The 23833-nt window shown below is 72.7% G+C and carries 22 protein-coding genes; 16 read left to right on the plus strand and 6 right to left on the minus strand.

What is annotated here, in order from left to right:
• Positions 1 to 339: 339 nt before the first annotated feature.
• The 6 genes from ACIDOF_RS09095 to ACIDOF_RS09120 all read left to right on the plus strand — a co-directional run bounded on the left by ACIDOF_RS09095 (position 340) and on the right by ACIDOF_RS09120 (position 7751).
• Complete coding sequence (locus ACIDOF_RS09095; protein WP_409005215.1) at positions 340 to 1131, plus strand: TIGR03084 family metal-binding protein; 792 nt, start codon at positions 340 to 342, stop codon at positions 1129 to 1131.
• Positions 1128 to 2837, plus strand: coding sequence for an acyclic terpene utilization AtuA family protein (locus tag ACIDOF_RS09100; protein WP_409005216.1), 1710 nt, complete (start codon positions 1128 to 1130; stop codon positions 2835 to 2837). Before ACIDOF_RS09095 ends, ACIDOF_RS09100 begins: the two co-directional genes overlap by 4 nt.
• A gap of 31 nt (positions 2838 to 2868) precedes the next feature.
• Entirely contained in the window at positions 2869 to 4473 is a 1605-nt protein-coding gene (locus ACIDOF_RS09105) for an acyl-CoA carboxylase subunit beta (protein ID WP_409005217.1), read from the plus strand.
• A gap of 23 nt (positions 4474 to 4496) precedes the next feature.
• Positions 4497 to 6356: an acetyl/propionyl/methylcrotonyl-CoA carboxylase subunit alpha gene (locus ACIDOF_RS09110; protein ID WP_409005218.1), complete on the plus strand. Its 1860-nt coding sequence runs from the start codon at positions 4497 to 4499 to the stop codon at positions 6354 to 6356.
• Positions 6353 to 7519 carry an acyl-CoA dehydrogenase family protein gene (locus ACIDOF_RS09115; protein WP_409005219.1) on the plus strand — a complete coding sequence of 389 codons (1167 nt, stop codon included), beginning with the start codon at positions 6353 to 6355 and terminating at the stop codon, positions 7517 to 7519. Before ACIDOF_RS09110 ends, ACIDOF_RS09115 begins: the two co-directional genes overlap by 4 nt.
• Positions 7520 to 7595: 76 nt before the next feature.
• On the plus strand, positions 7596 to 7751 hold the full coding sequence (locus ACIDOF_RS09120; protein WP_409005220.1) for a hypothetical protein: 156 nt from the start codon (positions 7596 to 7598) through the stop codon (positions 7749 to 7751).
• 7 nt (positions 7752 to 7758) lie between these two features.
• Here ACIDOF_RS09120 and ACIDOF_RS09125 read toward each other — a convergent pair whose 3' ends face one another.
• From ACIDOF_RS09125 to ACIDOF_RS09135, 3 genes are read right to left on the minus strand one after another with little or no spacing between them, the layout of a single operon-like run.
• Complete coding sequence (locus tag ACIDOF_RS09125) at positions 7759 to 8628, minus strand: aminoglycoside phosphotransferase family protein (protein ID WP_409005221.1); 870 nt, start codon at positions 8626 to 8628, stop codon at positions 7759 to 7761.
• Between the two features lie 4 nt (positions 8629 to 8632).
• Positions 8633 to 8920, minus strand: coding sequence for a DUF397 domain-containing protein (locus tag ACIDOF_RS09130; protein WP_409005222.1), 288 nt, complete (start codon positions 8918 to 8920; stop codon positions 8633 to 8635).
• Complete coding sequence (locus tag ACIDOF_RS09135) at positions 8907 to 9743, minus strand: helix-turn-helix domain-containing protein (protein ID WP_409005223.1); 837 nt, start codon at positions 9741 to 9743, stop codon at positions 8907 to 8909. Before ACIDOF_RS09135 ends, ACIDOF_RS09130 begins: the two co-directional genes overlap by 14 nt.
• Positions 9744 to 9910: 167 nt before the next feature.
• Between ACIDOF_RS09135 and ACIDOF_RS09140 the strand changes: the two genes are divergently transcribed.
• The 5 genes from ACIDOF_RS09140 (at position 9911) to ACIDOF_RS09160 (ending at position 13734) form a co-directional block, all read left to right on the plus strand.
• Positions 9911 to 10138, plus strand: a complete 228-nt coding sequence (locus tag ACIDOF_RS09140) for a hypothetical protein (RefSeq protein WP_409005224.1) — start codon at positions 9911 to 9913, stop codon at positions 10136 to 10138.
• Between the two features lie 307 nt (positions 10139 to 10445).
• On the plus strand, positions 10446 to 10709 hold the full coding sequence (locus tag ACIDOF_RS09145; protein ID WP_409005225.1) for a hypothetical protein: 264 nt from the start codon (positions 10446 to 10448) through the stop codon (positions 10707 to 10709).
• Between the two features lie 82 nt (positions 10710 to 10791).
• The gene (locus ACIDOF_RS09150) at positions 10792 to 12366 is read left to right on the plus strand and encodes a 4-coumarate--CoA ligase family protein (RefSeq protein WP_409005226.1); all 1575 of its coding nucleotides are present in this window, start codon (positions 10792 to 10794) and stop codon (positions 12364 to 12366) included.
• Positions 12367 to 12391: 25 nt separating this feature from the next.
• Positions 12392 to 13138 carry an enoyl-CoA hydratase family protein gene (locus ACIDOF_RS09155; protein ID WP_409005227.1) on the plus strand — a complete coding sequence of 249 codons (747 nt, stop codon included), beginning with the start codon at positions 12392 to 12394 and terminating at the stop codon, positions 13136 to 13138.
• Entirely contained in the window at positions 13126 to 13734 is a 609-nt protein-coding gene (locus tag ACIDOF_RS09160; RefSeq protein WP_409005228.1) for a TetR/AcrR family transcriptional regulator, read from the plus strand. Before ACIDOF_RS09155 ends, ACIDOF_RS09160 begins: the two co-directional genes overlap by 13 nt.
• Positions 13735 to 13874: 140 nt before the next feature.
• Here ACIDOF_RS09160 and pdxH read toward each other — a convergent pair whose 3' ends face one another.
• Positions 13875 to 14567 carry a pyridoxamine 5'-phosphate oxidase gene (pdxH, locus tag ACIDOF_RS09165; RefSeq protein WP_409005229.1) on the minus strand — a complete coding sequence of 231 codons (693 nt, stop codon included), beginning with the start codon at positions 14565 to 14567 and terminating at the stop codon, positions 13875 to 13877.
• Positions 14568 to 14805: 238 nt separating this feature from the next.
• On the opposite strand from pdxH, the gene ACIDOF_RS09170 reads away from it, so the two are divergent.
• Complete coding sequence (locus ACIDOF_RS09170) at positions 14806 to 15906, plus strand: citrate synthase 2 (RefSeq protein ID WP_409005230.1); 1101 nt, start codon at positions 14806 to 14808, stop codon at positions 15904 to 15906.
• A gap of 518 nt (positions 15907 to 16424) precedes the next feature.
• On the plus strand, positions 16425 to 17936 hold the full coding sequence (locus ACIDOF_RS09175) for a PAS domain-containing protein (RefSeq protein ID WP_409005231.1): 1512 nt from the start codon (positions 16425 to 16427) through the stop codon (positions 17934 to 17936).
• A 13-nt stretch (positions 17937 to 17949) separates the two neighbouring features.
• Here the strand turns inward: ACIDOF_RS09175 and ACIDOF_RS09180 are convergent, their stop codons facing one another.
• On the minus strand, positions 17950 to 18723 hold the full coding sequence (locus ACIDOF_RS09180; protein WP_409005232.1) for an SIS domain-containing protein: 774 nt from the start codon (positions 18721 to 18723) through the stop codon (positions 17950 to 17952).
• 238 nt (positions 18724 to 18961) lie between these two features.
• Between ACIDOF_RS09180 and ACIDOF_RS09185 the strand changes: the two genes are divergently transcribed.
• A complete protein-coding gene (locus ACIDOF_RS09185) occupies positions 18962 to 19654 on the plus strand; it encodes a metal-dependent transcriptional regulator (RefSeq protein ID WP_409005233.1) in 693 nt (230 codons plus the stop codon).
• A gap of 554 nt (positions 19655 to 20208) precedes the next feature.
• Positions 20209 to 21060 carry an alpha/beta fold hydrolase gene (locus ACIDOF_RS09190; protein WP_409005234.1) on the plus strand — a complete coding sequence of 284 codons (852 nt, stop codon included), beginning with the start codon at positions 20209 to 20211 and terminating at the stop codon, positions 21058 to 21060.
• A 43-nt stretch (positions 21061 to 21103) separates the two neighbouring features.
• Here ACIDOF_RS09190 and ACIDOF_RS09195 read toward each other — a convergent pair whose 3' ends face one another.
• On the minus strand, positions 21104 to 21799 hold the full coding sequence (locus ACIDOF_RS09195; protein ID WP_409005235.1) for a bifunctional DNA primase/polymerase: 696 nt from the start codon (positions 21797 to 21799) through the stop codon (positions 21104 to 21106).
• A gap of 509 nt (positions 21800 to 22308) precedes the next feature.
• Between ACIDOF_RS09195 and ACIDOF_RS09200 the strand changes: the two genes are divergently transcribed.
• Entirely contained in the window at positions 22309 to 23688 is a 1380-nt protein-coding gene (locus tag ACIDOF_RS09200) for a transcriptional regulator (protein WP_409005236.1), read from the plus strand.
• The last annotated feature ends 145 nt before the right edge of the window (positions 23689 to 23833 follow it).

Below are 23833 nucleotides of genomic sequence, written 5' to 3' on the forward strand. Positions count from 1 at the left end.
GTCGCGCAGTTCCCCGCGCCCCTGTCGGGGCACGTCCTGCTCCCTTGGGTCGTCTTCCGGCTTTCCCGTCGCGGTGGCTGGTCGCGCAGTTCCCCGCGCCCCTGTCGGGGCGCGTCATGCCCCCTCGGCTTCTTGCCCGGCTCTCCCGCCGTGGTGGTTGCTCGCGCAGTTCCCCGCGCCCCTGTCGGGGCGCGTCTTCCCGCCGTGCTGTGGGTGGGTGAGGGCGGGCGCAGCCCGCGACGGTGCCGCAGGCGAAGGTGATTTCGTTTCAAGCACGCTTGATTGTTTCTTCTCGCGCTGCCATGCTCGCCGCACACCGCATCCGTGAGGGGAGCGTTCGTGGCCGACCCCGTGTTCGTGTTGGACGATCTGCGTCAGGAGAGTGGCGAACTCGACGCCCTCGTAGGGGAGTTGGGGGACAGCCAGTGGGCGCGGTCCACGCCCGCGCCGGGGTGGAGTGTCGCGCATCAGGTCGCGCACCTCGCCTGGACCGACGCCGCCGCCCTGCTCGCCGCCACCGACGCCGAGGCGTTCGCCCGGGAGGTGGAGAAGGCCGTCGCCGCGCCCGAGTCGTTCGTGGACGAGGGGGCCGAGGAGTGGGTCTCCCTGCCTCCCCCCGAGTTGCTCGCGCGGTGGCGGGAGGGGCGGGAGGAGTTGCAGCGGGTGTTGCGGGGGCTTCCGGAGGGGGCCAGGCTCCCTTGGTACGGCCCGCCGATGAGCGTCGCCTCGATGGCCACCGCCCGCCTGATGGAGACCTGGGCGCACGGGCAGGACGTCGCGGACGCGCTCGGCGTGCGCCGGGAGCCCACCCGGAGGCTGCGGCATGTCGCCCACCTCGGCGTCCGCACCCGGAACTTCGCGTTCGGCGTGCATGGGCTGCCCGTGCCGGAAGAGGAGTTCCGAGTCGAACTCCGGGCGCCCGACGGTGAGTTGTGGGTGTACGGGCCCGAGGGGGCGCGGCAGCGGGTGACCGGGGGCGCCCTGGACTTCTGTCTGCTCGTCGCCCAGCGTGCCCACCGCGACGACCTGGATCTGCGCGCCGAGGGCCCGGACGCCGACCGCTGGCTCGACATCGCCCAGTGCTTCGCCGGGCTTCCCGGCAAGGGGCGTGCCGCGGGCGGCGCCCGGTGAGGCCGCTGCGGGTCGGGAACGCCTCCGGGTTCTACGGCGACCGGTTCGACGCCGTGCGCGAGATGCTCACCGACGGTCCCCTGGACGTCCTCACCGGCGACTATCTCGCCGAGCTCACGATGCTGATCCTCGGCCGCGACCGGCTGCGCGACCCGCAGCTCGGGTATGCCAAGACCTTTCTGCGGCAGGCCGAGGAGTGTCTCGGGCTCGCGCACGACCGGGGCGTGCGGATCGTCGTCAACGCGGGTGGGCTCAATCCGGCCGGACTGGCCGCGCAGGTGCAGGAGTTGGCCGGGCGGCTCGGCCTTCCCAGTCGCGTCGCCCACGTCGAGGGGGACGATCTCAGCGGGCGCGGGGGGTGGGGCGAGGGCGTGCTCACCGCGAACGCCTACCTCGGCGGGCACGGCATCGCCGCCTGTCTGCGGGCGGGGGCGGACGTCGTCGTCACCGGTCGCGTCACCGACGCCGCCCTCGTCACCGGCGCCGCCGCCGCGCACTTCGGCTGGGCCCCGGACGCGTACGACGAGCTGGCGGGGGCCGTCGTCGCCGGGCACGTGCTGGAGTGCGGTACGCAGGCGACCGGCGGGAACTACGCGTTCTTCGCGGCGCCCGGCCGTGACCCGGTGCGTGAACTGCGCCGTCCCGGCTTCCCGTTGGCGGAGATCGCCGAGGATGGGTCGGCCGTCATCACGAAGCACGACGGCTCCGGCGGCCATGTCGACGTCGGCACCGTCACCGCCCAGTTGCTGTACGAGACCGGCCCCGCCCGGTACGCGGGCCCCGACGTCACCGCTCGCCTCGACACCGTACGGCTCACGCAGACCGGCACGGACCGGGTGCGGATCGACGGGGTGCGCGGGGAGGCGCCGCCGCCGACGCTCAAGGTCGGGCTGAACAAGCTGGGCGGATTCCGCAACGAGGTCGTCTTCGTGCTGACCGGGCTCGACGTCGACGCCAAGGCCGAGCTGGTCCGCGCCCAGGTCGAGGACGCCTTCGAGCGCGCCAAGCCCCGTCCCCGGGAGGTGCGTTGGGAGCTGGCCCGCACCGACCGCGCCGACGCCGGCACCGAGGAGACCGCGAGCGCCCTGCTGCGGCTCGTCGTGCGTGACCCGGCGCAGGAGGCCGTCGGCCGTGCCGTCAGCGGCGCCGCGATCGAGCTGGCCCTCGGCAGCTACCCCGGCTTCCACGTCACCGCCCCGCCCGGCAAGGGCGCGCCGTACGGGGTGTTCCGCGCCGCGTACGTCGGCCAGGGCGAGGTCCCGCACGTCGCCGTGCTGCCCGACGGGGCCCGGGCCGACATCCCGCCGCCCGCCCGCACCCGGCCGCTCGCGCCTGTGCCCGAGCCCGCGCTGCCCGAACCGCTGCCCGCGGGACCTGTGAAGCGGGCGCCCCTCGGCCGGGTCGTCGGGGCCCGCAGCGGCGACAAGGGCGGGGACGCCAACCTCGGCGTGTGGGCGCCGTCGGACGACGCGTGGCGCTGGCTCGTCCACACCCTCACCGTCGACCGGCTGCGTGAACTCCTCCCGGAGACCGGCGGGTTGACCGTCGTACGCCACGTACTGCCGCGGCTGCGGGCGGTGAACTTCGTCGTCGAGGGGCTGCTCGGCGACGGGGTGGCCGCGCAGGCGCGGTTCGATCCGCAGGCCAAGGGCCTGGGGGAGTGGTTGCGCTCCCGGCACGTCGACATCCCGGAGGTACTGCTGTGACCGGCCTTTCGGAGTTCTGGGAGGTACTGCTGTGACGGTGCTGGCGTCCGCCCTCGACCCCACCGACCCCGACCACACCGCGAACCGCGCCGCCATGCTCGACAAGCTCGCCGAGCTGGACGCCGAGCACGCCAAGGCGCTCGCGGGCGGCGGGGAGAAGTACGTCGAGCGGCACCGCAAGCGCGGGAAGCTCCTCGCGCGGGAGCGGATCGAGCTGCTGCTCGACCCGGACACCCCGTTCCTCGAACTGTCCCCGCTGGCCGCGTGGGGCAGCGACTACCAGGTGGGCGCGGCGATGGTGTGCGGCATCGGCGTCGTCGAAGGCGTCGAGTGCCTGATCACCGCCAACGATCCGACCGTGCGCGGCGGGGCCAGCAACCCCTGGACGTTGAAGAAGGCGTTCCGGGCGCACGAGATCGGGCTCGCGAACCGGCTGCCGTCGATCCATCTGGTCGAGTCGGGCGGCGCCGACCTGCCCTCGCAGAAGGAGATCTTCATCCCGGGCGGGGCCCTGTTCAAACACCTCACCCAGTCCAGCGCGGCCGGCATCCCGACGGTCGCCGTGGTCTTCGGCAACTCGACCGCCGGCGGCGCGTACGTGCCGGGCATGTGCGACCACGTGATCATGGTGAAGGAGCGGGCGAAGGTCTTCCTCGGCGGGCCGCCGCTGGTGAAGATGGCGACGGGCGAGGAGAGCGACGACGAGTCCCTCGGCGGCGCCGAGATGCACGCCCGTACGTCGGGCCTCGCGGACTACCTCGCCGCCGACGAGCACGATGCGCTCCGGCAGGCCCGCCGCGTGGTCACCCGCCTCAACTGGCGCAAGGCGTACGCCGATCCGGACCCGGTCGCGGTCCAGCCGCCCAAGTACGACGCGGACGAGCTGCTCGGCATCGTGCCCGGCGACCTGAAGGCGCCGTTCGACCCGCGCGAGGTGATCGCCCGGATCGTCGACGGCTCCGACTTCGACGAGTTCAAGCCGCTGTACGGCGCGTCCCTCGTCACCGGCTGGGCCGCGCTGCACGGCTACCCGGTCGGGATCCTCGCCAACGCGCAGGGCGTGCTGTTCTCCGCGGAGTCGCAGAAGGCGGCCCAGTTCATCCAGCTCGCCAACCAGCGCGACATCCCGCTGCTCTTCCTGCACAACACGACGGGCTACATGGTCGGCAAGGAGTACGAGCAGGGCGGCATCATCAAGCACGGCGCGATGATGATCAACGCGGTGTCCAATTCGCGGGTGCCGCACCTGAGCGTGCTGATGGGTGCGAGCTACGGCGCCGGGCACTACGGCATGTGCGGCCGCGCCTACGACCCGAGGTTCCTGTTCGCCTGGCCGTCCGCCAAGTCCGCCGTGATGGGCCCGCAGCAGCTCGCCGGGGTCCTGTCGATCGTGGCCCGCCAGTCGGCCGCCGCGAAGGGCAAGCCGTACGACGAGGACGCGGACGCCGCGCTGCGCGCCATGGTCGAGCAGCAGATCGAGTCCGAGTCGCTGCCGATGTTCCTGTCGGGGCGGCTCTACGACGACGGCGTGATCGACCCGAGGGACACGCGCACGGTCCTCGGCCTGTGCCTGTCGGCGATCCACACCGCCCCGTACGAGGGCGCTCGCGGCGGCTTCGGCGTCTTCCGGATGTGAGGGAACTCGTGAAGGAACTCCCCATGATTGCTTCGCTGTTGGTGGCCAACCGGGGCGAGATCGCCTGCCGGGTCTTCCGCACCTGCCGCGAACTGGGCATCGCCACGGTCGCCGTGCACTCCGACGCGGACGCGGGCGCCCTGCACGTGCGCGAGGCGGACGCGGCGGTACGGCTGCCCGGCTCCGCGCCCGCGGAGACGTATCTGCGCGGCGACCTGATCGTGAAGGCCGCGCAGGACGCCGGGGCCGACGCCGTGCACCCCGGGTACGGCTTCCTGTCCGAGAACGCCGACTTCGCGCGGGCCGTGACCGACGCGGGCCTCACCTGGATCGGCCCGCCGCCCGAGGCGATCGAGGCGATGGCGTCCAAGACGCGGGCCAAACAGTTGATGGGCGTCGAGCCGCTGTCCGAGGTGACCGAAGCCGATCTCCCCGTGCTCGTGAAGGCGGCGGCGGGCGGCGGCGGGCGCGGCATGCGCGTCGTACGCGAACTCGCCGAGCTGGAGCGGGAGTTGGAGGCGGCCCGCGCCGAGGCGGCGAGCGCGTTCGGGGACGGGGAGGTGTTCGTCGAGCCGTACGTCGAGGGCGGCCGGCACGTGGAGGTGCAGCTGCTCGCCGACGCGCACGGCACGGTGTGGCCGCTCGGCACCCGGGACTGCTCGCTGCAGCGCCGCCACCAGAAGGTGATCGAGGAGGCCCCGGCCCCCGGGCTCGACGACGCCCTGACGCGCGAGCTGTACGAGCAGGCCGTGCGCGCCGCCCGCGCCACCGGCTATGTGGGCGCGGGCACCGTCGAGTTCCTCGTCGGGCGGGACGGACGCGCCCAGTTCCTGGAGATGAACACCCGCCTCCAGGTCGAACACCCCGTCACCGAGGCCGTGTTCGGTCTCGACCTGGTCGCCCTGCAGCTCCGCGTGGCCGAGGGCGCCGCCCTGGACCCGGAGCCGCCCGCCCCGCGCGGCCACGCCGTCGAGGCCCGCCTGTACGCGGAGGACCCGGCGGGCGGCTGGGCCCCGCAGACCGGCACCCTGCACCGCCTGCACGTGCCCGGTGTACGGCTCGACACGGGCTGCGCGGACGGCGACGGCATCGGCGTGCACTACGACCCGATGCTCGCCAAGGCCGTCGCCCACGCCCCGACCCGCGCCGAGGCCCTGCGCCGCCTCGCCGGGGCCCTGGAGCGGGCCGAGGTGCACGGCCCGGTCACCAACCGCGACTTCCTCGTACGGTCCCTGCGGCACCCGGAGTTCGTCGCGGCCCGCATGGACACCGGGTTCTACGAGCGTCACCTGGACGAGCTGACCGCGCCCGAGCCCGACCCGTACGCGCCGCTCGCCGCCGCGCTCGCCGACGCGCACGGCCGGTCCCGGTTCGGCGGGTTCCGCAACCTGCGCTCGCAGGACCAGGTCAAGCGGTACCGCACCGAACCGGACGGCGCCGAGCACGAGGCCCGCTACCGGCACACCCGCACCGGCCCGGAGGTGGACGGCGTACGCGTCATCAGTGTCAGTCCCCGCCTCGTGGTCCTCGAAGTCGGCGGCGTGCGACGGCAGTTCAGGGTCACGCGGTACGGCGACGACCGCGTGTACGTCAACGGGACCACGCTCACCGCCCTGCCCCGCTTCCCCGACGCCGCCGCCGACCGCGCGCCCGGCTCACTGCTCGCCCCGATGCCCGGCACCGTCGTCCGGATCGCCGACGGGATCGCCGAGGGCGGCGCCGTACAGGCGGGGCAGCCCCTGCTGTGGCTGGAGGCGATGAAGATGGAGCACCGCGTCACCGCTCCCGCCTCCGGCACGCTCACCGCACTCCACGCCGCGCCCGGCCGCCAGGTCGAGGTCGGCGCCCTGCTCGCCGTCGTACAGGAGGAGACAGAGTCATGAGCGCCACCCTGGAAACCGAGGAGCACAAGCAGCTGCGCGCCGCCGTGAGCGCGCTCGGCAGGCGCTACGGCCGCGACTACATGACGAAGGTGGTCCGCGCGGGCGGCCACCCCGAGGAACTGTGGGCGGAGGCGGCGAAGCTCGGCTATCTCGGGGTGAGCCTGCCCGAGGAGTACGGCGGGGGCGGCGGCGGGATCGCCGAACTCTCCATCGTCCTGGAGGAGTTGGGGGCGGCGGGCAGTCCGCTCCTCATGATGGTCGTGTCGCCGGCGATCTGCGGCACGGTCATCGCCCGCTTCGGCACGGACGAGCAGAAGCAGGCCTGGCTGCCCGGCCTCGCCGACGGCACCCGCACGATGGCCTTCGGCATCACCGAGCCGGACGCGGGCTCCAACTCGCACCGCATCACGACCACGGCCCGCCGGGACGCGGCGTCGGGCGACTGGATCCTCACCGGCCGCAAGGTGTTCATCTCCGGTGTCGACATCGCCGACGCGACGCTGATCGTCGGCCGCACCGAGGACGCCCGTACGGGCCGCCTCAAGCCGTGCCTGTTCATCGTCGACCGGGACGCGCCGGGCTTCCAGCGTCGGCAGATCGACATGGAACTCCAGGCCCCGGAGAAGCAGTTCGAGCTGTTCCTCGACGACGTGCGCCTCCCCGCGGAGGCCCTCGTCGGCGACGAGGACGCGGGCCTGCTCCAGCTCTTCGCCGGGCTCAACCCGGAGCGCATCATGACGGCCGCGTTCGGCATCGGCATGGGCCGGTACGCGATCTCCCGCGCGGTCGAGTACGCGAAGGAGCGGCAGGTCTGGAAGGACCCGATCGGCGCCCACCAGGCCATCGCGCACCCGCTCGCCAAGTCGCACATCGACCTGGAGCTGGCCCGCCTGATGATGCAGAAGGCGGCGCACCTGTACGACGCGGGCGACGACGTCGGCGCCGGGGAGGCCGCCAACATGGCGAAGTTCGCGGCGGCGGACGCGTGCGTGCAGGCCGTCGACCAGGCGGTGCACACGCTGGGCGGGAACGGGCTGACACGCGAGTACGGGTTGGCGTCGCTGATCACGGCGGCCCGGGTGGCCCGGATCGCGCCGGTCAGCCGCGACATGATCCTCAACTACGTGTCGCACCAGTCCCTGGGGCTGCCGAAGTCGTACTGACCGGGGCGTTCATCTCACGGGTGGACAATAGAGGCATCCGCACACGTCCTACTCGGGAGCGGGAGGCGTCAGCACCATGCCTACGAAGAAGCACGCCTGGGGAAAGATCGAATACCACGACAAGGCGAAGCACGAGGACACGCGGGCCGGCGGAAAGACGGAATCGGAGAAGAAGACCGCTGAGCGCCGGACCACGGAAGAGCATCCGGAGAAGAAGACCGACACCCGGTAGCCCTCGGTCACACCGCGTACTCGTCGAGCACGGCCCGGATCACGTGCCGGGCGTTGTCGGCCATCGCGGGGTTCGCCCTCCGGTGGTACGGGAGAGCGATCACGGCCTGGGACAGCGTGCGGCCACGCCCACGCACCCAGGCCGCCTCGTCCACGCCGAGGGCCTCGCGGAACACGTCGCGGCCCTCGGCGGGCAGCAGGTTCCACGCCGGGAACAGGTCGCACGCCGGGTCGCCGACGCCCATGCACCCGAAGTCGACGACCCCGCTCAGCCGGCCGTCGGCGACCAGCAGGTTGCCCGGCATGAGGTCGGCGTGCAGCCACACGGGCGGGCCGTCGTGGTCGGGGGCGCGCAGGGCGTCCTCCCATACGGCGGTCACGGCATCGCAGTCGACGCCCTCCTCGGGAATGCCGCGCAGCGCGTCGATGGCCGCCCGCGTCGCCGTGTCCAGCGAGGCGAGCGGCCCGCCGCGGTAGGCCTGCGGGGCGCCGGCCGACGGTACGGCGCGCATGGCGGCCACGAAGGCGGCCAAGTCCCGCCCCAGTTGGACGGGTCGGCTCAGCCCGCCCGCCTCGGGCAGCTCACCCGGCAGCCACCGGTACACCGACCAAGGCCACGGATACCCCTCGGCGGGCACCCCGGCCCCGAGCACTTCGGGGATCGGCACGGGCAGGTACGGCGCGAGCTTCGGCAGCCAGTCCCGCTCCAGCTCCACGTCGGGGGCGCCGCCTTCGACGAGCGGGAGCCGTACGACGAGGTCGTCGCCGAGCCGGAACATCGCGTTCACGGTCCCGCCGGAGGGGAAGCGGGCCGCGGGCAGCCCCGCCCACTCCGGGAACTGCGCGGCGACCAGACGCTGTACGAGGCCGACGTCCACGAGATCAGACAGTGGGCCCGCCCCGCTTCACGGCGGAGATGAAGGCGTCCCAGGCCGCCAACTCGAAGACCAGGGCCGGGCCTTGGGGGGTTTTGCTGTCGCGGACGGGGATGAGGGGGGTGAAGTCTTCGGCGACTTCGAGGCAGTTGCCGCCGTCCGGGTTGCTGTACGAGGACTTCCGCCACGTGGCCGAGGTCAGAAAGTCGTCGGACACCTCGATGCAGTTCCCGCCGTCCGTGTTGCTGTACGAACTCTTGCGCCAGGTCGCGGTGCTCAGGTCAATAGCTCGCACGTGCTTCCTCCAACATTTGCGTGATGGCCTTCCGCGACGCCGCAGGGGAGAGGGCCAGGTCGCGGACCGCATCATATCGACGCTGCAATCGCTCAACTTGGCGGTTTTCCTCGATGAGTTCACCACTGATGTCGTTCTCTGCGTAGGCCACGGTGCGGCCGTCCGTCAGGCGCAGGAACATCACATCGGTGTTCATCAGGCCGTGTGGTCCGGCGGCTTGCGTCAGCACCTGCAGAGTGATGTTCGGGCGTTCGGCTGCCTCGGCGAGGTACGCCAGTTGCTCGCGCCACGCCTCGGCGCTGCGCAGTGAGGTGCGGAGGACCGCCTCCGAGAGGATCGCGCGGAACGGCGGTGCGTCATCTCCGGTCAGCAGCACGCGCCGCCCTATGCGAGCTTCCACCTGCTGGGTCAGCTCCTTGCCCGCGCTCCCACCAGCCGCAAGGACCTCACGGGCGTACCCCTCGGTTTGCAGCAGGCCGGGAGGCGAACTCACGGAGTACTGCCACAGGCTCACCGCCTCAGCCTCCAACGTCATGTACCGCCGGTACTTCTCCCGGAACTGCGTCGGATCCCCCAGCGCCAACTCCCACAGCGTGAGCAACAGACTCCCCGTGCCGTAGTGCGCGTCCAGGGCCTGGACGACCTCCGGGCCGCCCAGCGTCTCCCCGCTCTCCAGCTTGGAGAACAGCGACCAGTCCCAGCCCAGTTGGTCGCCCAGCTGCCGCAGGCTCAGCCCGCTCTCCGCGCGCAGGGACTGGAGTTCCTCCGCGAACCGCTGCCGTGGCTCCCGGCTGCGGCTGGTGATCACACGCCTGGTCGGCATGACGCGCTCCCCTGTGGAAGGTGTGGAATTTGGACCGCGAGGCGTGGAATTTGAGCTGGTTGGCCGTGTCCGACCCCTGGTCTCGGTCCATATTCGTGGTGACCGGAACACGCACGGTAGTCCAACCCCCGTCCTGCACGCGGGAGTTGGCGGGACGGAGTACACCCATGCCCAATTCCGACAGCCGGATGAGCGCGGAGGAGAAGGTCCGCGCCGCCGAGTGCGCGCGGGACGAGCTGCGGGAGGCGCTCAAGAGCGCGGGAGTGAAACTGCCCTCGCTCGGCCTCGACATCGCGTCCTGCGTGGGCGCCGCCCCGCTCGCCCTGATCGAGCTGGGCCGCTGCAACATCGCGACCGCCCGCGCCCTCGCCGCCGCGCTGCGGCGCCCCGCGTGATGTGCGACCACCCGGAGACCGAGCGGCGCGACGGCAAGACGTACTGCCGCCGCTGCAGAGGACAGCTCTACCTCTGACCGCTTGCCGCACCTGCCCATGCAAGTGCCCCCGCGACGGTGGCAGCCGTCCGGGGGCGTGGCTCATCAGTCAGGAATGAAGACGAACAATGAAGGACCTTATCGTGCGCGCCTGCGCCGCGCTGTGCTCTTTGCTGTTTCCCGCCCGAGGGGGTCATCGGGCCGCCCCGGAGGGGGAGTTGGAGCCGCCGAGGCTCCGGGTGCGACGGCCCTTCCACATCCGGCCGTACATGGTTCCGCCGGACGCTTGGAACCCGTACACGGGGGAGAGCGGTCTCGTCCGCCCGTACATCGATCTGACGCCCGTCCCCGAGGAGCCGGGGGACGCCGAGCGGCGCGCGCAGGCCGCCCGGCGATGGGCGCTGGAGATGGCGGCGCTCGGGGTGGACGTGGGGCCGGAGGTCATCCACGGCGTGCGCGTCGGCGCCGCCTGCGTCCGCTGCGGCGAGCCGTGGCCGGTGAAGTCCGTCTCCCCGCTGAACCAGCACGCTTGATTGTTTCTGGTTCCACTGCCAGGCTCTGAGGCTCGCAGAGTCCTGGCAGTGTCCTGGCAGTACCTGGCAAGGGAGTGCGCCCATGGTCTTCCGCAGCGACTACCCCGACGTACCGCCCCTGGAACTCCCCATCCACGACGCCGTCCTGGGCGAAGCCCACGCGTACGGCGACACCGAGGCCCTCGTCGACGGCGTCACCGACGCCCGGCTCACCTACGCCCAACTCGACGCCGCGCACCGCCGGATCGCCGCCGCCCTCGCCGAGTCAGGGCTGCGGAAGGGCGACGTGCTGGCCCTGCACAGCCCCAACACCATCGCCTTCCCGGCGGTGTTCCACGCGGCGACCCGGGCCGGCGCCGCCGTCACCACCGTCCATCCGCTGTCCACCCCCGAGGAGTTCGCGAAACAGCTGCGCGACTCGGGGGCGACCTGGATCGTCACCGTGTCGCCGCTGCTCGACGTGGCCCGCGCGGCGGCCGAACTCGTCGGCGGCATACGGGAGATCATCGTCTGCGACGAGGCCGAGGGGCACCGGTCCGTGCTCGAACTCGCCGTGTCCACCGCCCCCGAACCGCACGTCGACATCGACCCGGCGCACGACGTGGCGGCCCTGCCGTACTCGTCCGGCACCACCGGCGTCCCCAAGGGCGTCATGCTCACCCACCGCAGCATCGCCACCAACCTGGCCCAACTGCACCCGAGCATGCCGATCGGCGCCGGCGAACGCGTCCTCGCCGTCCTGCCGTTCTTCCACATCTACGGCCTCACCGCCCTCGTCAACGCCCCGCTGCGGCACGGCGCGACCGTCGTCGTCCTGCCCCGCTTCGACATCGACACGTTCCTCGCGGCGATCGAGAAACACCGCATCACCGCCCTGTACGTGGCCCCGCCGATCGTCCTCGCCCTCGCCAAGCACCCGAAGGTCGCGGAGTACGACCTGTCGTCCGTGCGGCTCGTCCTCAGCTCCGCCGCGCCCCTCGACGCCGACCTCGCCGCCGCCTGCGCCCGCCGCCTCGGCCTGCCCGCCGTGATCCAGGGCTACGGCATGACGGAACTCTCGCCCTGCACCCACCTCGTCCCGCTCGACGTGACCGACCCGCCGCCCGGCACCGTCGGCAAGCTGGTCGCCGGCACCGAGATGCGGCTCCTCGACCTCGACGACCCGACGCGGGAGGCCGGGCCCGGCGAACGCGGCGAGATCGTCATCCGCGGCCCGCAGGTCATGAAGGGCTACCTCGGCCGGCCCGAGGCCACCGCCGACATGATCGACGCCGACGGCTGGCTGCACACCGGCGACATCGGCCATGTCGACGCCGACGGCTGGCTGTTCGTCGTCGACCGCGTCAAGGAACTCATCAAGTACAAGGGCTTCCAGGTCGCCCCCGCCGAACTCGAAGCGCTCCTCCTCACCCACCCCGCCGTCGCCGACGCCGCCGTCATCGGGGTGTACGACGAGGACGGCACGGAGATCCCGAAGGCCTTCCTCGTACGACAGGAGGGGGCGCGGCTCGACGCCGACGAGATCACCGCGTACGTCGCCGCGCGCGTGGCCCCGCACAAGAAGATCCGCCGGGTCGAGTTCATCGACAGCGTGCCGAGGGCACTCAGCGGAAAGATCCTCCGCAGAGAACTGCGCGACCGCGACCGTACTTCCTGAGTCATTCACAAACTGGGGACCACGCATGAAGCAGCCTTCCTCGTCGTTGTCGGTTCACCGGGACCGCGGCGTCACCACGCTCACCCTCGACGCCCCGGAGAACCGCAACGCGCTCTCCGCCCAGCTCGTCACCGCCCTCGCCCAGGAACTCGGCGACTGCGCGAAGGACCCCGGCGTACGGGCCGTGGTGCTCACCCACAGCGGGTCCACGTTCAGCGCGGGCGCCGACCTGAAAGAGCCGCCCAACCCGTACGGCTTCGTGGCGCTCCTGCGGCAGCTGGTCGAACTGCCCAAGCCGGTCGTCGCCCGCATCGACGGGCACGTACGCGCCGGGGGCCTCGGGCTCGTCGGCGCCTGCGACATCGCACTCGCCTCGACCGGCTCCGACTTCGCGTTCACCGAGGTACGGCTCGGAGTCGCCCCCGCCGTGATCTCGCTGCCGCTGCTGCCACGCCTGGAACCGCGCGCCGCTTCCCGGTACTACCTCACCGGGGAGCGGTTCGACGCGGCGCGGGCGGAGCGCATCGGGCTCGTCACGGAGGCCGCCGAGGACGTCGACGGGGCGCTCGACTCCGTCCTCACCGCCCTCCGCAAGGCGTCCCCGCAGGGGCTCGCCGAATCGAAGGCACTGGCCACGGCTAGAGTCCTTGAGGCCTTCGACCGCGACGCGGAGGACCTCGTGCAGCGTTCCGCCTCGCTGTTCGCGTCCAAGGAGGCCAAGGAAGGCATGACGGCATTCTTCGAACGACGGGACCCCGCATGGGCGTTGTGAGCGCCGCGGCACGAACGGACCGCGACCGCACTCCGAAGCAGGACCGCAGCCGGGCCACCCGGCAGAAGCTCCTGGAGGCGGCCGTGTCCTGCCTCGCCGAGCACGGCTGGTCCGGGTCCACGGTCACGGTCGTCGCCGAATGCGCCGGGGTCTCGCGCGGCGCGGCCCAGCACCACTTCCCGACCCGCGAGGACCTCTTCACGGCGGCCGTCGAGTACGTCGCCGAACAGCGGTCGACGGCCCTGCGGGAGCTGCCCGAGCAGAACCGCCGGGCCGTCGTGGCGGCGCTCGTCGACCTCTACACCGGCCCGCTGTTCCGGGCCGCGCTGCACCTGTGGGTCGCGGCGTCGCACGAGGAGCAGCTGCATGCGCGGGTCACGGAACTGGAGGCCCGCGTCGGCCGCGAGACCCACCGCATCGCGGTGCAGCTGCTCGGCGCCGACGAGTCCGTGCCGGGCGTACGCGAAACCGTCCAGGGCTTCCTCGACATGGCCCGAGGCCTCGGCCTGGCGAACGTCCTGACGGACGACAGGGCGAGGCGGGAACGGGTCGTCGAACAGTGGGCGGCGCTGCTGGACCAGGCGTTGACCCCCTGACCCCCAGGGGGCTCCGCCCCCCGGCCCGCCCTTGCGGAACGCCTGCCCACAGCCAGGTGTGCCCCGACAGGGGCGCGGGGAACTGCGCGAGCGGCCACGACGGCGCGGCAGTCGATGGTGGACCGCAGCCGGCCGCAGGCCTACGGCGCCAGGCGTTCGACCCGCCAGCCGTCCGACCCGGAATCCCGCACGTACCGCAACCGATCGTGCAGCCGATTCTCCCGCCCCTGCCAGAACTCCACACTCTGCGGAACCACCCGGAACCCACCCCAGTGCGGCGGCACCGGCACCTGCTCGCCCTCCGGGTAGCGCCGCTCCAACTCCTCGTACGCCGCGTCCAGTTCGTCCCGCGACTCGATCACCGTCGACTGCGGGCTCGCCCACGCCCCGAGCTGCGAGCCGTGCGGCCGGGTGCGGAAGTACGCCGCCGTCTCGTCCCGCCCCGTCCGCAGGGCCGTCCCCGTGACGACGACCTGCCGGGCCATCGGGTGCCACGGGAACAGCAGCGAGACGTACGGCCGGGCCGTGAGCTCGCGGGCCTTGCGGGACTCGTAGTTGGTGAAGAACACGAACCCGCCGTCGTCGTACGCCTTCAGCAGCACGGTGCGCGCATTCGGCCGCCCCTCCGCGTCGACCGTCCCGACGACCATCGCGTTCGGCTCGTACAGCGCGCCCTGCTCCTCCGCGCGCGCGGCGTCGTGGAACCAGCGGGCGAACTGCGTCATCGGGTCGGCGGCGAGGGCGTCGGCGGTGATGCCCTCCGCGCGGTAGTGGCGGCGCATCGCCGCCGGCTCGGGCGGCAGCACGGAGTCGGAAGCGTTCACGCGGCTCATCCTGCCGTACGGGCACGGGGGTTCGGACACCCGCCCACACCCGCCCACAACCCCGCCTCCTGGCACTGAGTGCCGCGTAACTCACCCGAAGTGGCACTGAGGGCTCCCCAAACGCGGCACCAGGAGTTATCGTCCGAAGACCGCCCCGCAGACCCTCCCCGTACGACCTTCGAGCACGACCCTCGAGTAACAGCCTCCGACGCAGCACCACCCCTGCCCAGACCTGAGGAGCCGCCCGATGTCCGACTTCGTACCCGGACTTGAAGGAGTCGTCGCGTTCGAGACGGAGATCGCCGAACCCGACAAGGAAGGAGGCGCCCTCCGCTACCGCGGCGTGGACATCGAGGACCTCGTCGGCCACGTGTCCTTCGGCAACGTGTGGGGCCTCCTCGTCGACGGCGCCTTCAACCCCGGCCTGCCGCCCGCCGAGCCGTTCCCGATCCCGGTGCACTCCGGGGACATCCGCGTCGACGTGCAGTCCGCGCTCGCCATGCTCGCCCCCGTGTGGGGCCTGAAACCGCTGCTCGACATCGACGCCGCCCAGGCCCGCGACGACCTCGCCCGCGCCGCCGTCATGGCCCTCTCGTACGTCGCCCAGTCGGCGCGCGGCCAGGGCCTGCCGATGGTGCCGCAGCGGGAGATCGACAAGGCGTCCAGCGTCGTCGAGCGGTTCATGATCCGCTGGCGCGGCGAGCCCGACCCCAAGCACGTCAAGGCAGTTGACGCCTACTGGACCTCCGCCGCCGAGCACGGCATGAACGCCTCCACGTTCACCGCCCGCGTCATCGCCTCGACCGGCGCGGACGTGGCGGCCGCCCTCTCCGGCGCCGTCGGCGCCATGTCGGGGCCGCTGCACGGCGGCGCCCCGTCCCGCGTCCTCGGCATGATCGAGGAGATCGAGCGCACCGGCGACGCCACCGCCTACGTGAAGCGGGCCCTCGACAAGGGCGAGCGCCTCATGGGCTTCGGTCACCGCGTCTACCGCGCAGAGGACCCGCGTGCCCGCGTCCTGCGCCGCACCGCCAAGGAGCTCGGGGCGCCGCGCTTCGAGGTCGCGGAGGCGCTGGAGAAGGCGGCCCTGGAGGAGCTGCACGCCCGCCGCCCGGACCGCGTCCTGGCGACCAACGTCGAGTTCTGGGCGGCGATCATGCTGGACTTCGCCGAGGTCCCGGCGCACATGTTCACGTCGATGTTCACGTGCGCCCGCACCGCCGGCTGGTCGGCGCACATCCTGGAGCAGAAGCGCACCGGCCGCCTCGTCCGCCCCTCGGCCCGCTACGTCGGCCCCGGCAGCCGCGCCCCGCAGTCCATCGAGGGGTACGAGGAGATCTCGGGCTGAGGCCCTTCGCGGACGTATCGCGTACGTACGCTGGGCCGTGCGTACGCAAGTGCCTGTGAACGCAGACGATCCGCGGGCCATGGTTCCCGCCGCTCTCGGCGGCGGGAAGCCGGCCGGACTTACCGGCGGCCCGCGGATCGGGTGACTGCGTTGGATTGGCCGGCTGCGTGCTCAGTCACACGCTGGTCCGGCACCGCACTGAGTGCGACTCACGGACCGCTAGCCCGCAGCCACCTCTCCTGTCCGGTTTGCATACATCTGCCGAACCACCTCCTTTCCGAAGTGGTTCAAGCCTAGGAACCGTCCGGGAGCGCCACAACCGGTTTTCGGCACGGATTCCGTACCCGGCCCGGGCCCTTGGCGACCCCCGCGTGACCCCCTCTGCACAGTCGGCTACGACGGCGCAACTTTTTCCCCGAACTTGGTGTGGGGTGCGTCACGTTCGAGTTGAATGATCCTTGTGCACCGCATGCGCGGCGCATGCCGCAAGGCTCACTCGTCCTGCAGGGGGTGGCCAGGTGAGTGCTTCCCGGCACAGTGGAACGACCGACGCAGCCGACAACGCCGACGACGCCGGCAGAGGACACGCGCGGCACGAGGGTCGCGCGGGGCGCGACGGACGCGAGGCACGTGAAGGCCCCGCGTCCGACGACCTGCTGGCGGCGCTCCTCGACGGCATGGACGCGGCACTCTGCGCCCTCGACGCCGACGGCGTGATCACGCACTGGAACCGCGAGGCCGAACGCATCCTCGGCTGGACCGCCGACGAGGCCGTCGGACGGCAGGGCTTCGCCGGCTGGGCCGTGCGCAGCGCCGACGCCGCCGAGGTCGAGGAGCGGCTGCTCGCCGCGATGACCGCGCCCGGCCGGCAGGTCCACGAATTCGCCCTCGTCACCAAGGACGGCGGGCGCGTCCTCGTCCGCACCCAGTCCGCCGCCGTCCGCGGACCCGACGGAAAACCCGCCGGGGTGTACTGCGCGTTCAGCGAGGTCCACACCCAGATCGACCTGGAACGCTCCATCGCCCTCAGCGAGGCCCTCTTCGAGGACGCCTCCTGGGGCGTCGTCCTCATCGACGCCGACCTGCGCCCCGCCGTCGTCAACGCGCACGCGGCCCGGCTCCTCGGCACCAACCGCACCGCCCTCCTCGGCCGCCCCCTCGGCGAGCTCCTCACGCAGGGCGTCGAGGAACTGGAGAGCGCCCTCACCCACGTACTCGCCGAAGGCGCCCCGCCCGCACCCGCCGAACTCTGGGTGTCGGTACGCGGGGACGACGGCACGGGCGACTCGCGCGGTGCGGGCGACTCCCGTGGTGCGGCTGACTCCCGCGGCGGCGACTCGCGCGGTGCGGAGGGGGAGCGGCGGCGCTGCTGGCGCAGCGGCTTCCTGCGGCTCGCCTCCCCGCTCGCGGAGGAACCCGTACCGCTCGGCGTCGGCTGGCTCTTCCAGGACGTCACCGAGACCAAGACCGCCGAGCAGGAGGCGGCCCAGCTGCGCTTCCGCGGCAACCAACTGCAGCGTGCGGCCCGGGCCGCGGCCGAGTGCGAGGACCCGACGGAGGCCGCCGGCGTCCACCTGGACTTCGCCCTCGCCGGCTTCGCCGACCACGCCCTCGTCGACGTGATCGACCCCGCCGACGACCACGACGTCCCCCGCCTCGTCCGCGCCGCCGCCACCCCCGCCGAGTCCCCGGGCCCCGTCGTGCCGGGCGACCGCGCGGGCCTCCCGGTGCGGTACGCCGAAGGTCACCCGGCCCTGCAGTGCGTGGCCCGCGCCGGGTCGGTACGCGCGAGCGCGGGCGCCGTGCCGGCCGCGGAGGCCGAGGAGTGGGCGCGGTCCCGCCAGTGGCCGCAGGACTCGGTGCACGCCCTGTGCGCGGTCCTCCGCAGCCGCGGCGTCACGCTCGGCGTGGTCACCTTCCTGCGCACCGCCACCCGCACCCCCTTCGAACGCCCCGACGCGGCCTACGCGGAAAGCGTCGCCTGCCGGGTCGCCGCGGCCCTGGACCTGGCCCGGCTCCTGGAGGGCTGAGGCGGCACGGCGGTCAGCGGCGGTAGAAGATCCGGTCGGCGTACTGCTCGAAGACCCGGCCGTTCCACTCGTGGCCGCCGTCGACGTTGCCGGAGCGGAGCATCGGCGGGTCGAAACCGCGGGCCGCCAGCTCGCCCGCCGCGGCCGCCATCGTGGCCTGCAGCAGCGCGTGCGTGACCACGCTCGACGCCGGACCGAACGGCGCGGCCACGCCCTCCGCCGTCAACTCCGCGTCCCCGACCGCGATCTTGCTGTCGAGCACGATGTCGCAGTGGTCCTTCAGGAACGTCCCGGACACGTGCCGCGAGCGGGTCTCCGACGCGTACGCCACCGACGTCACACCGATCACCTTCAGGCCGAGCGCGCGGGCGTTCATCGCCATCTCCACCGGCAGCGCGTTCCGCCCCGACAGCGAGATGATCACCAGGACGTCGCCGGGCCGCGCCGGGCTGGTGTCGAGCACCGCCGCCGCCAGGCCGTCGACCCGCTCCAGCGCCGAGCCGAGCGTCGCGGGCATCACGTCCACGCCCACCACACCGGGCACCGCCAGCAGATTCATCAGGGCCAGGCCGCCCGCCCGGTACACCACGTCCTGCGCGGCCAGCGACGAGTGCCCGGCCCCGAACGCGAAGAGCCGGCCGCCGGACTCGACGGTGTCGGCGAGCGCCGTGGCCGCCTCCGCGATCGCGCCGCCCTCCTCGTCCCGCACCCGCTCGATCAGCCCGATCGCCGCGTCGAAGTACTGCCCGGCCAGCTTGTTCTCGCTGCCGTCGCTCGTGGGGCTCATCGTCGAGGGCCTCTCCCGGGAAGGTGCCTGACAAGGGCGGCGTGGGTGCCTGCCGCGGATCACGTTGCGGTCTGGACCAGTGCCCTGTCAATACGCCCGCGGTCCGGCCCCGGGCCCCGGATCCCCCGGCACGGCACGGTTGTCGGCGCTATGCGTCAGAATTGAGGCAGGGCCAGCGCAGGACGCTGCGGGGCGCCGACCCGCAGCCCACTTTTCTGTCACAGCATGAGGGGCACGTATGTCCGGACTGATCGATACGACGGAGATGTATCTCCGCACCATCCTCGAGCTCGAGGAGGAAGGTGTGGTCCCCATGCGCGCCCGGATCGCCGAGCGGCTCGACCAGAGCGGCCCGACGGTCAGCCAGACGGTGGCGCGCATGGAGCGCGACGGACTGGTGTCCGTCGCCAGCGACCGGCACCTGGAGCTCACCGAGGAGGGCCGCCGCCTCGCCACCCGCGTCATGCGCAAGCACCGCCTCGCCGAGTGCCTGCTCGTCGACGTGATCGGCCTGGAGTGGGAGCAGGTGCACGCCGAGGCCTGCCGCTGGGAGCACGTGATGAGCGAGGCCGTGGAGCGCCGCGTCCTCGAACTGCTCCGCCACCCCACCGAGTCGCCGTACGGCAACCCGATCCCGGGCCTGGAGGAGCTGGGCGAGAAGGCGGAGGCCGACCCGTTCCTCGACGAGGGCATGGTCAGCCTGGCCGACCTGGAGGCGGACGGAGACGGCAAGACGGTCGTCGTGCGCCGCATCGGAGAGCCGATCCAGACGGACGCGCAGTTGATGTACACGCTGCGGCGGGCCGGTGTGCAGCCGGGCGCCGTGGTGAGCGTGACGCAGTCGCCGGGCGGAGTCCTGGTCGGCAGCAGCGGCGAGGCCGCGGAGCTGGAGGCGGAGATCGCGTCGCACGTCTTCGTGGCGAAGCGCTAGCGGGAGGGGGAGCCCAGCTCCTCGTCGTCCTCACTGCCCGCCGGGCCTCGCCCGGCGGGCAGAGCTGTGTCGGGCGGAGCTGTGTCAACTTCCCGTCGGGGAGCACTCGTTGGGGTCCGGCGGAAGCTTTTCCGGGGACCGGGGGCGGGAATCCAAGATTCACTGTGCGGAATCGCAGCGGCCGGGCGATTTGCGTGCAAGCCTGTCCGGTGAGGCGTTTGGCCGTCGGGAGGGGGCGGGACGATGTGCCGTGCGGAACGGGTGAGCCCCGGCGCCGTGCAGCGCCGGGGCTCTTCCTCCCCTGTGCTGACCTGGAGCCCCGAGCTCTCAAGGTCAATCCCGTCGGACCGTTTTCCCCGAGCGGCCCGCCTCCCGCTGAAGATCTCCCCTCGGCCGCACGTGTCAATCCTTGAGCGTGGTCACTCGAATGAGGGGTGTTGCCGCCAGGAGCCGCATTCTCGAATGGGGGTTCGATAACGTGGCTCGTGCGTCGTGAACCACGGCGTACGGGGCGACTCAGGGGAATTCGGGCCCGTAAAGGGGGTGCCAGGAAGATGCGGCGCATCGATGTCATCGGAGCGGGAGGCACGCGCCTCGCCGCCTGGGAGTTCGGCGAACCGCCCAAGACCCAGGAGTCGGCGGGTCCGGGTGTGCTGCTGCTGCACGGCCTGATGGGCCGCGCCTCGCACTGGGCGGGCACCGCCGCCTGGCTCGCCGGCCGGCACCGCGCGGTCGCGCTCGACCAGCGGGGCCACGGCGACAGCGAGAAACCCCCGGGGCCGTACACGAGAGAGGCCTATGTGGAGGACGCCGAGGCCGCCCTCGTCCAGCTCGGCCTCGCGCCCGCCGTCCTCGTCGGGCACTCCATGGGCGCCCTCACCGCCTGGCAGCTGGCGGCACGGCGGCCCGACCTGGTGCGCGGGCTGGTCATCTGCGACATGCGGGCCTCCGCGCTGGGCGCCGCCTCGCAGCGGGAGTGGACGGACTGGTTCAAGACCTGGCCGGTGCCCTTCCCGTCCCTGGACGCGGTCCGGCGCTGGTTCGGCGAGGACGACCCGTGGGTGGAACACCCGGACCCGGTCCGCGGCGCGTTCTACGCGGAGGTGATGGCCGAGTCCGAGGACGGCTGGCGGCCCGTCTTCGACCCGGCCAGGATGCTCACGTCCCGCGAGACCTGGGTGCTGGACGCGCACTGGGAGGAGCTCGCCCAGGTCCAGTGCCCCACGCTCGTGGTCCGGGGCCTGGACGGGGAGTTGGGCCGCGCCGAAGCCCAGGAAATGGTCCGCGTCCTGCCCCGAGGGACGTACGCGGAAGTTCCGGACGCGGGCCACCTCGTGCACTACGCCCCGGGCCCGGGCTGGCGAGCAGCGATCGAACCCTTCCTGGACGGCGCGCTCATAGGCTGAGGCGGCTTCGGGCCGCCCGCAGGCGAGGCCCCAACTCCCGTACCTACGCCCGTCGTTCCCGCCCGCACGCGTACGCCAGCGAACTGATCAGCTCCTCCGCGTCCGGCAGCCACCGGTTCGCCGGCGTCGGCCGGCGCACCCACTGCACCGCGCCCCGCCCGCCGACCCGCGTCGGCGGCGCCGCCACCCAGTCGCCCTCGCCCAGCGCCCGCAGATCCAGGGAAGCCGGCGGCCAGCCCAACTTCCGTACCAGATCAGACGTCTTGGGCGCCGCGCCCGGCAGGACGAAGAACTGCATCCGGCGGCCCGGAGTCAGCGTGACCGGGCCGAGCGTCAGATCCATCCGCTCCATCCGCGCCAACGCCAGAAACCCGGCCGACTCCGGCACGTCCAGCGCGTCGAACGTCCGGCCCGTCGGCAGCAGGATCGACGCCGCAGGCTGCTTCGACCACAACCGCCGGGCCACAGTGGCGCTGCCCGTCGCCTGGTTCCTCCAGTCCTCGCGTACGGGATGGGCGCCCGGCACCTCGCAGGACGCGTCCCCGCAACTACAGCGCTCGAAGCCGCCCTCGGCCTCCAGCCAGGTGCCGGGGAACACGTCCCAGTGCCGCTCCTTCGCGTAGCGCACCGCGGTGTCGGGCAACTGCTCCCCACGCTGCTGCGGGACCTGCGCGGCCCGGGCGACTTCGGCGGCTTCAGCGACTTCGGCGACTTCGGCGACTTCGATGGTCTCTTCCACGCACATCTCAACTCCCGCCGTCACCTTGGGTTACGCCCTCCCATCCGCCTGTTCCGCACCCCCGCGCAAGGCGCTGACCAGGGACGCTCCCGCACCCTGACCCGGCGCCGCCCCGGCGCACCGTTCCTGCACACGGGGCGCACGGATGCATGGCCGGGGGCGCGCACGCGGATCGGCAGCGGGGGCGGGTAGCCAGCTGGAGGGAGTACCGAGAACGGGCCGAGCGAGACAGGCCCGACGACCGGCGTCCGGCCGGGGCAGCGGCCGGAGAACGCGCAGCCGTACCGCCACGCCGCCGCGAGCCCGCACCGCCACACCGCAGCGAAGCCCGCACAGCCGGCCGGGGTCGGCCGACCGGCATCCGGCCCGGCCAGCCAATCCGGCCAGCCAGCCCGGCCAGGCGGAACGGTAGCTATATCGCGCTATGCCGGAAATTGATCCGCATTTCCGAGCACCCGATGGGCATCGTTCACCGGGACGCTTCTTCCGGCGCACACAGGGGGTACGCCATGGCCGCCAGGCCTCTCGTCGCGCGACAGCCCAACGAACGGCTGCAGGCGCTCATCCAGGAGGCCGGCTGCTCCAACGCCGGCCTCGCCCGCCGCGTCAACATGTGCGGCGCGGAGCACGGACTCGATCTCCGTTACGACAAGACCTCCGTGGCCCGCTGGCTCCGCGGCCAGCAGCCGCGCGGCCGCGCGCCCGGCATCATCGCCGAGGCCCTCGGCCGCAAACTGGGCCGCGCGGTCACGATCGACGAGATCGGGATGGCGGGCGGCCGCAACCTCGCCTCCGGCGTCGGCCTGCAGTTCTCGCCGACGGTCCTCGGCGCGATCGAGCAGGTCTGCGAGCTGTGGCGCAGCGACGTCGGCAGACGGGACTTCCTGTCCGGGTCGACCGTCGCCGCCTCCGCGCTCGTCGAGCCCAGCCGCGACTGGCTGATCATGGCGACGGACACGGCGGTCGCCCGGACCGCGGGCAGCCGCGTCGGCCGTTCCGACGTGGCCGCGGTCCGCGCGATGACCGACTCGCTCGTCCAGCTCGACCACCAGTACGGCAGCGGCCATGTCCGGCCCGTCGTCGTGCACTACCTCAACTCCGTCGTGTCCGGACTGCTCGCCGGGGCCTACCGGGAGGCCGTCGGGCGTGAACTCTTCGCCGCCGTGGCCCGGTTGACGGAACTCGCCGGCTACATGGCGGTGGACACCGGGCAGGCCGGCCTCGCCCAGCGGTACTACATCCAGGCCCTCCGTCTGGCCCAGGCCGCCGGCGACCGCGGCTACGGCGGGTACGTGCTCGCCGCGTCCATGAGCCACCTCGCCGCGCAGCTCGGCAACCCGCGGGAGATCGCCCAGCTCGCGCGCGCCGCGCAGGAGGGCGCCCGCGGCCGGGTCACCCCGCGGGCCGAGGCCATGTTCTACGCGGCCGAGGCGCGCGGCCACGCCCTGCTCGGCGACGCCCGCTCCGCGCACACCGTCGCCGCGAAGGCGGAGGCCGCCCTCGACCGGGCGGACTCGGCGGTCGAGGACCCGGTGTGGATCCGGCACTTCGACGCGGCGTACCTCGCGGACGAGCTCGCGCACTGCCACCGTGACCTCGGCCACGCGCAGGCCGCCGCCCGCGCCGCCCAGGACTCCCTCGACGGGCACCCCGAGTCGCGGGCCCGGCGCCGGGCGATCGGCCTGGTCCTGCTCGCCACGGCGCAGCTGCAGCAGCACGAGGTCGAGCAGGCCTGCCACACCGGCACGCAGGCGGTGGAGCTGCTGGGCACGCTGCGCTCCAACCGGGGCGGCGAGTACCTGGAGGACTTCCACGACCGCCTCGCCCCGTACCGCGACCAGCCCGCGGTGCGCGAGTTCGGCGCCCGGCTCCAGGGGCAGGCGGCGTGAGGGATTCCACGTCGGGCCGGTGAACCGGCGGTTACGGCAGGTCACGGATCGGATCGGGGCGGGGTCCGGGGAGCGGAGCTGCGTAGCAACCCGTATCAGGGACCCGGTAGCGTGAGCCGACGATTCCGTAGGTCCCCCCATATGT

The organism is Streptomyces sp. Da 82-17, assembly GCF_046098215.1.
GTDB lineage: Bacteria > Actinomycetota > Actinomycetes > Streptomycetales > Streptomycetaceae > Streptomyces.

Excerpts from the sequence above, each read along its gene's own strand:
- ACIDOF_RS09110 (WP_409005218.1), top strand. The coding sequence starts at position 4,497 with ATGATTGCTTCGCTGTTGGTGGCCAACCGGGGCGAGATCGCCTGCCGG.
- ACIDOF_RS09115 (WP_409005219.1), top strand. The coding sequence starts at position 6,353 with ATGAGCGCCACCCTGGAAACCGAGGAGCACAAGCAGCTGCGCGCCGCC.
- ACIDOF_RS09120 (WP_409005220.1), top strand. The coding sequence starts at position 7,596 with ATGCCTACGAAGAAGCACGCCTGGGGAAAGATCGAATACCACGACAAG.
- ACIDOF_RS09135 (WP_409005223.1), bottom strand. The coding sequence starts at position 9,743 with ATGCCGACCAGGCGTGTGATCACCAGCCGCAGCCGGGAGCCACGGCAG.
- ACIDOF_RS09140 (WP_409005224.1), top strand. The coding sequence starts at position 9,911 with ATGCCCAATTCCGACAGCCGGATGAGCGCGGAGGAGAAGGTCCGCGCC.
- ACIDOF_RS09145 (WP_409005225.1), top strand. The coding sequence starts at position 10,446 with ATGGTTCCGCCGGACGCTTGGAACCCGTACACGGGGGAGAGCGGTCTC.
- ACIDOF_RS09150 (WP_409005226.1), top strand. The coding sequence starts at position 10,792 with ATGGTCTTCCGCAGCGACTACCCCGACGTACCGCCCCTGGAACTCCCC.
- ACIDOF_RS09155 (WP_409005227.1), top strand. The coding sequence starts at position 12,392 with ATGAAGCAGCCTTCCTCGTCGTTGTCGGTTCACCGGGACCGCGGCGTC.
- ACIDOF_RS09160 (WP_409005228.1), top strand. The coding sequence starts at position 13,126 with ATGGGCGTTGTGAGCGCCGCGGCACGAACGGACCGCGACCGCACTCCG.
- pdxH (WP_409005229.1), bottom strand. The coding sequence starts at position 14,567 with ATGAGCCGCGTGAACGCTTCCGACTCCGTGCTGCCGCCCGAGCCGGCG.
- ACIDOF_RS09170 (WP_409005230.1), top strand. The coding sequence starts at position 14,806 with ATGTCCGACTTCGTACCCGGACTTGAAGGAGTCGTCGCGTTCGAGACG.
- ACIDOF_RS09180 (WP_409005232.1), bottom strand. The coding sequence starts at position 18,723 with ATGAGCCCCACGAGCGACGGCAGCGAGAACAAGCTGGCCGGGCAGTAC.
- ACIDOF_RS09185 (WP_409005233.1), top strand. The coding sequence starts at position 18,962 with ATGTCCGGACTGATCGATACGACGGAGATGTATCTCCGCACCATCCTC.
- ACIDOF_RS09190 (WP_409005234.1), top strand. The coding sequence starts at position 20,209 with ATGCGGCGCATCGATGTCATCGGAGCGGGAGGCACGCGCCTCGCCGCC.
- ACIDOF_RS09200 (WP_409005236.1), top strand. The coding sequence starts at position 22,309 with ATGGCCGCCAGGCCTCTCGTCGCGCGACAGCCCAACGAACGGCTGCAG.